Origin of the sequence: Psychrobacter sp. MF31 (genome assembly GCF_012847335.1) — a bacterium.
Classification (GTDB): Bacteria; Pseudomonadota; Gammaproteobacteria; order Pseudomonadales; family Moraxellaceae; genus Psychrobacter.
The window spans coordinates 392,054-402,490 of sequence record NZ_JABBDX010000001.1; the positions used below are offsets into that span (position 1 = coordinate 392,054).

Here is a 10,437-nt window from a genome sequence, read left to right on the forward strand (position 1 = left end):
GATCGTCTTGTGATTTTTTTGGAAAAAAATGCGCATTTTGGCACAGTAGAATTTAGTAAACTGAGAAGTTAGGCATCTAAAAGTTGAGCGCTAGAATTATTCTAAAGAGCGTTTTTATTATCATTAAGCTATTGATTTGAATTAAATTTTATAAAAAATAGGTGAAAGCGATGGAGGAAATTCAAGATAGCCATATATTTATGTTAGCAAAGTCACTACAGCATGGGATGACCAATCATCCTTTTGTGACTCAAGAAACGTTCGTTGCAAGCGTGGCAATGTTATTGCCATTACTTGATAATTTGGCAAATGTGGTATTTTTTGTGAAAGATGATCAAGCTCGCTATCAGCTGGCGAATAAAACGTTATTAACGCGCTGTAATCTTTGCCATCCTAAAGAGATTATAGGATTTACCTCAGAGCAAATATTTTTAACTCGCCAAGGTCGCGACTACACCTTACAAGATGTGCGTGTATTGAAAGAAGGGAAGGTGATCAAGGATAATCTTGAGCTGCATAGTTACGCGTCCGGAAGGCTTGGTTGGTGCATTACCAATAAAATTCCCATTTATGGTATGGCAGGAAATGTGGTGGCGATGGCTGGAATTTCTGTTGATATTGATGAGGATAACGAGCGCATTTTGCGCCGTCATGCGCGATTGGCGGCAGTTGCTCAGTTCGTCCGCGACCATCTTGATCAGAAAATTAATATTATAGAATTGGCAGAGCTTGCAAATCTAAGCTTATCGCAGCTAGAGCGAACGTTTAAAGCGGTACTTCATATGTCGCCATTGCAATTTGTTCAAAAGCTACGTTTAGAGCATGCCATTATGCTGTTGGCAAATCCAAGTATGAGCATCACGAAAATATCATTAAGTTGCGGTTATAACGATCATAGTGCTTTTAGTCGCCAATTTAAGCAGTTTGCAGGAATGTCACCCTCCCAGTTTCGCCAAGTCCATTATAAACATAAATAGAAAGCTGAGCAGACTATGGAATGCGATGAACATTGTGGCTACTATAAGCTATAAAGCAAAACTCGTTATTTTAGCGGTTATGAATATTGCAGATAAAAACTTTAACTGATAGAAAAACTAGGCGCCAAACTGAACATAGCTCAGTAAAAGTCATTTAGTAATTGACAGCACAGTTGTTTTTTGTCACTATATTTGGGATCAGGGACTTTAAATCATCTATAACCATACCTTTTCGGTTTTCGTATCATTATTACCTAAATCTAGGTTTAAACCATTAAGATTTTCTAAATTTGACGACTAGCAATCATTATCTTGATTGACTCCTAAAGGATTGGGATCAACTACTTCGCTTTGCCAGTTATATCGCTGCATATTTTACCGTTGAGTCAAGCAACAGATGTCCTTTTTATATGTTGTTTTAGTTGCAAGATTTCATCCTATAAAAATATGCGTAATCCTTGAATAAAGTCGATCAGAGTTCTTGAGTAGCAGATAAACTAAATTTCTCAAATGGATGAATAATTATTGCACTATTTAGTAACATTTATTACCATATGGGTCGATTATCAGAAATGGACAGTTCTAGATGATTAGAGTAAAGTTCAGACATTATCTAGTCGCTTTATCTCAGTGAGCTCAAAAATTATTTAATTCAAAAAACCTGCTTGACAGACTTCTTTCTCGTCAGCATACCGGCAACTGATTAGACCATAAAAATTTAGCTCAATCATGGCAGCAGTTGTCGACAAAAAATGAAAACGATCCAAACTGCTGGGCTTTGTCTACCTATTTTGACGCAAGCCTAGCCTTTCAAGCTGCACCTAATTGAGTGTTTAAAGGCAAATCCCCGTCAAACGGGAATACTTCTGCTTTGCTCCATGAGTTCAGACACAACGTTATCGCGGCACAAACCCACGAAGGAACATGAACAATGTCAACAAAAAGTACTTATTACGCACCAACCGGCGGATTGCCTCCTCAAACACAACTCCTATCTGATCGCGCGATTTTCACTGAAGCGTATGCGATTATTCCTAAACGTGTACTAACCGACATTGTGATTAGCTATTTGCCTTTTTGGGAAGGCATGCGGATGTGGGTCATTGCCCGTCCATTGACTGGTTTTTCAGAGACTTTTTCTCAATACATCGTTGAAGTTGCGCCAAATGGCGGCTCTGACAAGCCTGAGCTTGATAAAAATGCTGAAGGCGTGTTGTTTGTCGTTGAAGGCGAAATGGACATTACCATTGAAGGTAAAGCTCACAATCTACAATCAGGTGGCTATGCTTTCTTACCACCAGGATGCAACTGGACGCTCAAAAACAACGGCGATAAGCACGTTAAATTCCATTGGATCCGTAAAGCTTACCAATTTGTTGATGGTATCGATGCTCCTGAAGCTTTTGTCACCAGCGATCATGAAATTGAAGCGATCGAAATGCCAGGAACCAATGGCGTTTGGAAAACCACACGTTTTACTGAGCAATCTGACATGCGTCATGACATGCATGTAAACATCGTTACGTTTCAACCAGGCGGCGTGATTCCATTTGATGAAACTCACGTGATGGAACACGGCTTATATGTGCTAGAAGGTAAAGCCGTTTATCACTTGAACGGTGAGTGGGTTGAAGTTGAAGCGGGTGACTTTATGTGGCTTCGCGCATTCTGCCCACAGTCTTGCTACGCTGGTGGTCCAGGTCCATTCAGATACTTGCTATACAAAGACGTAAACCGTCACATGCCATTTATTCGTCCAGTACGATAAACGATAAAATGGCATAGTTGTTAATCCAAATATGCCATGAGTGATCGTTTAAAACTGCGCTATCAATTGTATTGGTAGCGCAGTTTTTTTATAATTATGAATAGAAGACAGCTGCTAAAAATCGGTTTTATTGCCTTGATAAGCCAAAATCATTAACAATAGACTTCCAGTCACTAAAACGCTTTTGACTCAAGCTTTTGCCTTTGTTATTAAATTCATAGCGGATAATGGCGCTGCTTTCAGGATGAGTAGCGTTGACATAGTCATAAAAATAAAGCTTGCCATTGATATGGTAGCCAAAATGCAGTTCTGATAAAGTTTCATCATTATTAAGCTTCATCCATGATTCTTTATCGCCTAAATTAATAAAGGCTTCGTCAAATTGAGGTGTGATCACGTATTTGCCATTTTTATCGATCACACCCCATTTAAGTTTTTTGCCTTTTTTAACCGCAACAGCAGCAAGACCATTCTTAAAGCTGCGAACGTCAGCAAAATTAAAGTCAATGACGCGCTTACCATGAGTATCAATATAGCCCCATTTGCCAACCTCGTACTCTCCGATCATCACGGCGGCAAGCCCTTCAGAATAGCTTTTAATATCTGTGTACTTTGGAGCGACCACGTAGTTACCGTTTTTATCGATGACGCCCCATTTACCAGTGCCAAAGTTATCAAGACTTTCCAAGACAAAAGCTCGACCCTCAACAAAGCTTCGCGCCATAGCCCATCGACCTTTAATTTTAGATCGACCTTGAGTATCAAAATAGCCAATTTCATAGCTCTCATCATCAGTGATATAAAGGGCTAAGCCATCCTGATAGTCAAGGATGACGCGATAGGCGATAGGAACGATGAGCTTCCCTGACTTATTGATGACACCAAACAAGTCGTCTTCGCGCCTACTTTTTTCATGCTGACCGACAACCGCTAAGCCTTCATGAAAGTTATTGGCGATATCGTATTTATAAGGAATAACGAGATTTTGGTTTTTGTCGATATAGCCATAATAGCCGCCAAAATCGGCGTCAGGCTGTACTTGAAAAACAGTAGCTAGCCCTTCGTGAAAATTTCTAGGGTCCCAGCCTTTAAACCAGCTGCCACTTTCCCATTGAATCGGGTAGTTGAAAGGAATAACAAGCTTGCCTTGAGCGTTAAAAAAGCCTTGATAAAGGTTATCGCCGCGAGACATAACCGCATAGGCAAGCCCTTCTGACAGTTCGCCGCACATGATGTAGTTATCTGCAATGATTATTTTTCCGGCTTCATTTTTAAATCCGCAGTAGTACTCACCTTGATCGTCATAATTATAAAAAGGCTGAATAGCCGCACTTGCTGAGATGCTGGCTAACAATAGCACTACTATCGCCCAATAATTTTTCATGGCTTGACCTTAACTTGGCTATCAACCCATCTTAAATCATAAGCTCTTAGTAGGCAATTGTTTATATAGTATTATTTAGAAAATGAGATTTTTATTTATGGTATCCTTTGCTGTCGCGATTGTTGTACCGCATAAAATACCTTCAAAAATTTGGCGGATAAGATAGAAAAGCCCTTGTTAACTGCTGATGACCATAATATATAAAACAAAAACCCTTGCAGCGCGTGGCTTACAAGGGTTGATCGGCAACTATCGTATTACGTGCTGGCGCGCCCACAGGGACTTGAACCCCGATCGGTCACTTAGGAGGCAACTGCTCTATCCTGTTGAGCTATAGGCGCGAGTGGTTATTGTAAAAAAAAGCACAAAAAATTGCAATCTTAAGCTTATTATCTGCGATCTTCGAGCACCCCTTCTAAATCCAGCGCCGTATTACTTTTTGAGTTGATATTCATTTTGGGATTAAATAGATCATCTACTTGGTTTTTATAACCATCGATATCTTCAAAGCCTTGTTGGGTCAAGAGGTCTTGCCCTGAACTTGATAGCAAAAAGTTACGCAGCTGAAGGGCAACTGGGTTATCCGTGATAATAATAGCTTCAAGGGACTGCTGAGATTTAACAGCATAGCTAAACGGCATCAATAAAGATAAGTTTTTCTTTGCTACAGAAGGCTGAGTTTGTAAGTTTGCTAAATTATCTGCTTGCTTTTGTAGCGCGTTAAGTTGGCTTTGGGTCAAGCTTTGATTGGTAATAATTATATCAGGTTGACCGTCTGCTTGATGATGCAAATTAAAAACTTGATCGCGATTGACATAAGAGGTGATGATCTTGATTTTTGGATATCGATGGTTAAACTTAGAAAGAATTTCAGTCATCGCAGGTTTTAAGCTGTCATCAATCTGAATAACAAGGGCGGCATTTAAAGGCGCTTGATCTAGAGTTTCAAGCTGTAACTGCTGATCGTTTAAGACAATAGGTAACGGGTTGAGTTGCTGTTGATTATGATACCAAAGCCAACCAAAGGTACTGACCATCGCTAATGTCATCAGCGCAAGGACGGCTAAAAATATCGGGTAAACTTTCATTATCAACCGCTCAATGGTTATCATCAAATCCGTCATGATAATCCAATTGGTAGGAAATCAGCAAGCCAAGTCCTGTAATTTTGGAATGAGTTATGACTAAAGCGACTCGTGATGATACAAAACCTCGGCGGTTAAGTCAGCAAGCATTTCAGCAAAAATGTTATCAGTATTGGGCAAATTATTTGTAGTTTCAGCTTTCACTTTTTCTATCGCCCGTTCAGTAGGTTGATTGCGGTCTGTTAAAACGGCTCTTAGCTCATGATTATCGGCAGCTAAAGGCGATTCACCGCGCGTTAAATGATCCTGTAACCAAAAAAAACCATGAGCCTCCCACCAAGACTCGAACTTTGGCAGCGAGCTTCCGGCAATGGCTTGAGGAAGGTTAAGCGTTCGCAATGTTTTAGCAAGATTTAGATCAGTTGCGGCTTGTTTACGGCTTAAGTACAGCGCGCCCTTATCGCCTAAATACGGCTTTTTGCGTTGCCAAGCGGCGAAATTGAGCTTCAATCTTGGTAATTGCCAAAGCTCGCCCCGATAATAAATGACGTAAAATCGTCCTTCAGGATGAACAAAAACAGCGTCAATAGGTCGCAGCGGCTTTATCATTGTTGCTCTCGAATATTTTTTTAATGGTAGCTATATTTTATGACAGTTATTAATCATAAAATCAGCGCTAAAAATGGGATTGTCGCGACATTAGATGACGCATTATTTTCAAGCAGCTTGACTACTGCTAGAAAATAATCAAAAGCAGTGGCAAACTACTTCAAATTATTACGGTCTTACTTTTGCGATGAAATTATGCTGTGGTCATTGAGGATCATAACATTGATCAAAACAGCAGCCGATTGCAAAATACCAACTACCATGATTGATAAAATAAAAAATGGTATAATATCTGCTTTAATTTTTAATAAAACCAAACAATTGCATTATTTTAGCAAAGTTAACCGTTGCAATGGACATATCCATGATGAACGGTAAGTTCTTATAGTTTTAAACTATAAAATTATTGCAAACCCGCAACCGCAAAATAATGATGACGTCAAGCAGTTTTGTAAATTATTTGGCAAGATAAATTGCAACTTAGATGATGAGCTATGTTTACTATTATTCAATCACACCGAACCGAGTATTTGGTTGAGCAGTTATTAACCGCCTACCAAAGCAAAGACGTGCCGATTTTTGAAGAGTTTGTGGTGATTGTGCCCTCGATGGTGCTTGGTGATTGGTTAGACAAATCAATTGCCACTAAAGCCGGAATCAGCACGCTGGTGACGACCAAGTTTTGGGGTCAATATCAGTGGACATTGATGCAAAAGGTGCTTGCCAAGTACAATCAGCATCTTGAGCAGTCAGGTCTTGAGCATGAAATGATTAGCGTTCCTGAAGTGGCAGTATTGACGGGCGCGGTCATGCAATGGCGGCTGTTTGGTTATTTTACCTATTACCGATTTGATATTTTAGATAATCCCAAGCACGCGCTGCATCCGATTGTTGCGCCACTGCTAGATGCCAATTCAGACGACAGTCAAAAAGAAGCTCGGCTTTGGTCGCTTGCCACCGACTTTGCGCGGGTGTTTGGGCGCTACTTGACCCACCGCGAGGACTGGCTTGATGAGTGGTCAGTGGGGAAGGAGCTTGACGTTTCAGCTCTCATTACCGAAAAAGATGAGCTGAGCCTGCGCTTTGATAAAGACGCTCAGCCAACGCCGGATTGGCTTGTGGCGCATTATACTGATCTTGAGAAAGCTCAGCGCTATTTGTGGGAGCTACTTTTTGCACCGGTTTATCAGCACCGAGCAGCGATTGAGGCGCGGTTTTGGCAATTGGTTGAAGACAACTTGGCAGGGGATGCGCTTAATATTCGCGCGCTTTTGCCACGGCAGTTGCACATTTTTACCATCCAGCAATTGCCGCAAAATGAGCTTGATTTTTTGTACCGCTTATCAAATCATATTGACATCACTTTGCTGCATTATAATCCCTCAAGGTTATTTTGGGCGGATATCGTCGATAAACAGTGGCTTCAACGCCAAAAAATCATCAATCCTGAAAGCGTATTTTTAAGCGATTATGGTCATACGCTATTGTCCCGACTTGGCAAACAGTCGCGCGAAACCTTTGCTATGCTTGCCAATTTATCAGGGAATGAATATTACGATGATTTTAAACTCAATTGGCAAAACCGCTTTGATGTTGCTGACGCGGCAGGCGTTAAGCAGCCGCTAAGCTTACTGGCACAGTTGCAACAAGACGTTTTGATGCTTGATGAGCGCGCCACTCAGCAAGCAACCGTATCAAAGCTAAGCTCAGCGATTGGCGCTCAATTGGCGCTTGATTTGGCAGATGACGAACCATTAAAAAATAGCCTAAGTGGCAGTTTAATTAACAGTAACGGCGACAACGACGATGACAACCAACTGAGCGACGAATTTTTAAGCCAAAAATTTCACGCGCCAACTCGAAAATGGGCACTCTCTAAATTTGATAATAGCCTAAGTATTCACTCTTGCCACAGTTTGCAGCGTCAGCTTGAAGTGCTCCGAAGCATGATTGGGCGCTGGCTAAATGAAAAAAAACCAGATGGCAGTAAATATAAGCGCCATTTATCCGACATCGTGGTTTTGCTTCCGGACGTTGAGCGGCATTACGATTTAATCAGCTCGGTGTTTGTCAGCGGTCAAGGTCAAGATGGCTTAACCTTGCCGGCAAAAATCACCGGCGTGGTGGACAAAACGATTCGTCAGCTTTGGGAGGCAATTAGCGGCTTTTATCGGCTGCTTGGTAGTGATACCGCGCGCTTTGAGGCGGCAAGCGTTCTTGATTGGCTGATGCTTCCGCCGCTTTATGAAAGCTTGGGGCTGACTCATGAGCAAATGAGCCGCGGCTGTGATTTGCTTTTGCAGGCAGGATTTATCCGTGGTTTTGACGAGGCGCATTTACAGCAGTTTTTAAATAACAAGGATTACGATTACCGTTTTAGCTTTGCTTTTGCGCTTGACCAAATCGCGCTTGGGCTGGTCATGCCTGAGGCGGGAATGACCGGCTGCTTATATCCTGATCATTGGCGCGAAGATGCCCTTGCCGAAAAAACCTTGCCGATATCGTCTATCAGCCTGGATGATGCGCCCATTATCGAAGCGCTTTGCCGGATTCATTCAGGGCTCAATCACTGCCGAAACGAGTATCAAAAGCGTAAAAAAGCTGAAGATTGGCTTGCTAACATTGAAGAAGACATTATCCATCTGTATTTTGGCAAGTTTGACCAAACGCCTGCCATGCGAACCGTATTTAAAGCGATGAACGGTTTTAAAGGTAGCCTTCGCGCTAACGGTCAATACAAACGCTACAAAAGCCATTCGGCGCAGTCAGCAGCAACCGTTGAGGCGCAATTGTCCAAAGTCAGCACGTTGCCGCTTAAGCTAAGCTTTATTTTAGACAGCATTGAAGACGAGCTTGAAAGCCAGCAAGTAAGTGCCGAGCCGACAGGCGTGATTACCTTTGGTCGCTTTGGGGCGCTGCGAAATGTGCCGTTTGGGCTGGTGGTGATGCTCAATATGGATTTGGCGGAATTTCCGAACCGTGACCGCGACAACCGTTATGATTTGATGAAAGCGGGTCGTTCGCGCCGCGGCGATCGGCTAAGCGAGGATGATGACAACGGCGCGTTTTTGGATGCGCTATTGTGCGCTCGCAGTGCCTGTTGGATATTTTATAATGGTCAGCGCGTGACCGACGCTTATGAGCATCTGCCGGCAAACCCTGTCAGTGAATTGCTGCAATTTTTGCAAGGGGAGGTTGATTGGCAATGGTCGCAATTAGCAACCGATACCGTCATTGACGACGACGTTCAGCGGCAAATGAGCAAATTGATTGAAAAATGGTTTGTCACTCAGCATCCAGCGCTGCCGTTTGCCGATGAGGTGTTTTTAGCGCCAAATATTGACCCTCATAGCGATGGGCTTAGCACCGCGGCGATTTTAGACCGCGCCATGCAAAATGAAAAATTGGCTCAAAAACAAAGCACGGCTCCTGCAAAGGTTTGGCAAAATGTTTTTGAGCGGCTGCAAGTCAAGACTAATGGCGATAAAGCGCCGATTGTCACGCTACCGACGGCTTGCGAGTATCAAATTATTGCTCAGCAAATTTTAGGTCAAAATGAGCCCATCATTGACATCTCCCACGTTGATTTACAGTATTTGTTTTTGCAAGTTCGCCATCCGGCAAAGCATTTTTTACGCCAGCAAAACGTTCATATCGTTCTGCCAAGTGATGATATTGCCCATCAAGAGCCGCTAGCGCTTGATGGCTTAGGCGCTTACGCGATTAATGACACATTAATCAGCAACCTTTATCAAGGTGCAAATAAAACTGCGCCCGTTAATGACGCTCAAAAGTTGCTTTATCATCCGGTGATGCCGGCAGGAGTTGCTCGGCAATCGACGCTAACCTTGCAGCAGCTTGCCCTTAAAAAACGCTGCCAAGCGTTTTTGCAATCGCTAACTGCGCTTGGAATTAGCGCCTGTCATCCGATAAGCGAAATCACCATTGACGGCAGTTTAGTGCTCATCACGCCAACCGCTGAAACGATTACTAGCGTTCCAGCTATGGGACTAAATAGCTCAGAGACGTTGACGATAAAAGGCATTGCGCCGATAAATTTGGAAGCATCGCCAAGTCTTTGGCTCAATATCCTGCCCAATAGCGCCCGAGCGCCGCATTTATTAAAGTTTTGGCTGATGCATTTATTTTGGCAAGTGTCGCGAAAAACCACGCCTGAGCAAGTGGCGTTAAATGACGGTCAAAGTATTTGGAATTTTAAACCCTCAACCAATGGCACAATTTTTTCATTAGCGCCAATTGCTTATGAGGTCGCGCTTAGTGAGCTGCTAAAATGGATTCGCTTTAGTGAGCTTTCCGGTCAAATTCCGATGGCGATTTTGCCAGAATTTGCGCTAGAGTATTTAAAGCAGCTTGAAAAGACTGCGGATTATCAGCCGCAGCGCAAAGACTTTTTAGGCTGGTTTGCACCAAGTTTTGGTAGCGATACGATTTATGACAGCTGCTCAAAGCATGAGCTTTGGCAATATATTTTGCAATCGCAAGATGCCTTTTTGGCGCTTAAAAATGCCCTGCCGCCATTGTCACCGGTATTGTTTGGCGCGATGAACGCAAGCCTTGTTAAGCACGATTAGCGATTTTATTTTTTACCCAATT

At 42.6% G+C, this 10,437-nt stretch carries 6 protein-coding genes and 1 tRNA gene; 3 read left to right on the top strand and 4 right to left on the bottom strand.

The features are described 5' to 3' along the window. The first annotated feature begins 170 nt into the window (after window positions 1-170). Together HF322_RS01710 and HF322_RS01715 are read left to right on the top strand one after the other, a co-directional pair. Complete coding sequence (locus tag HF322_RS01710; RefSeq protein WP_169391659.1) at window positions 171-977, top strand: AraC family transcriptional regulator; 807 nt, start codon at window positions 171-173, stop codon at window positions 975-977. 931 nt (window positions 978-1,908) lie between these two features. Beyond that, entirely contained in the window at window positions 1,909-2,745 is an 837-nt protein-coding gene (locus HF322_RS01715) for a bifunctional allantoicase/(S)-ureidoglycine aminohydrolase (protein ID WP_169391660.1), read from the top strand. A 127-nt stretch (window positions 2,746-2,872) separates the two neighbouring features. Here the strand turns inward: HF322_RS01715 and HF322_RS01720 are convergent, their stop codons facing one another. The 4 genes from HF322_RS01720 to HF322_RS01735 form a co-directional block, all read right to left on the bottom strand. After that, complete coding sequence (locus HF322_RS01720; protein WP_169391661.1) at window positions 2,873-4,129, bottom strand: WG repeat-containing protein; 1,257 nt, start codon at window positions 4,127-4,129, stop codon at window positions 2,873-2,875. Window positions 4,130-4,394: 265 nt separating this feature from the next. Continuing rightward, a tRNA-Arg gene (locus HF322_RS01725) sits at window positions 4,395-4,470 on the bottom strand. A 48-nt stretch (window positions 4,471-4,518) separates the two neighbouring features. Next, window positions 4,519-5,253: a hypothetical protein gene (locus HF322_RS01730; RefSeq protein ID WP_169391662.1), complete on the bottom strand. Its 735-nt coding sequence runs from the start codon at window positions 5,251-5,253 to the stop codon at window positions 4,519-4,521. A gap of 60 nt (window positions 5,254-5,313) precedes the next feature. After that, window positions 5,314-5,823: a hypothetical protein gene (locus tag HF322_RS01735; RefSeq protein ID WP_169391663.1), complete on the bottom strand. Its 510-nt coding sequence runs from the start codon at window positions 5,821-5,823 to the stop codon at window positions 5,314-5,316. Window positions 5,824-6,317: 494 nt separating this feature from the next. Between HF322_RS01735 and HF322_RS01740 the strand changes: the two genes are divergently transcribed. Then, entirely contained in the window at window positions 6,318-10,415 is a 4,098-nt protein-coding gene (locus tag HF322_RS01740) for an exodeoxyribonuclease V subunit gamma (protein ID WP_169391664.1), read from the top strand. Window positions 10,416-10,437: the final 22 nt, after the last annotated feature.

Coding starts and splice junctions, on each gene's coding strand:
- HF322_RS01715 (WP_169391660.1), top strand. CDS start 1,909: ATGTCAACAAAAAGTACTTATTACGCACCAACCGGCGGATTGCCTCCT.
- HF322_RS01730 (WP_169391662.1), bottom strand. CDS start 5,253: ATGACGGATTTGATGATAACCATTGAGCGGTTGATAATGAAAGTTTAC.
- HF322_RS01720 (WP_169391661.1), bottom strand. CDS start 4,129: ATGAAAAATTATTGGGCGATAGTAGTGCTATTGTTAGCCAGCATCTCA.
- HF322_RS01735 (WP_169391663.1), bottom strand. CDS start 5,823: ATGATAAAGCCGCTGCGACCTATTGACGCTGTTTTTGTTCATCCTGAA.
- HF322_RS01710 (WP_169391659.1), top strand. CDS start 171: ATGGAGGAAATTCAAGATAGCCATATATTTATGTTAGCAAAGTCACTA.
- HF322_RS01740 (WP_169391664.1), top strand. CDS start 6,318: ATGTTTACTATTATTCAATCACACCGAACCGAGTATTTGGTTGAGCAG.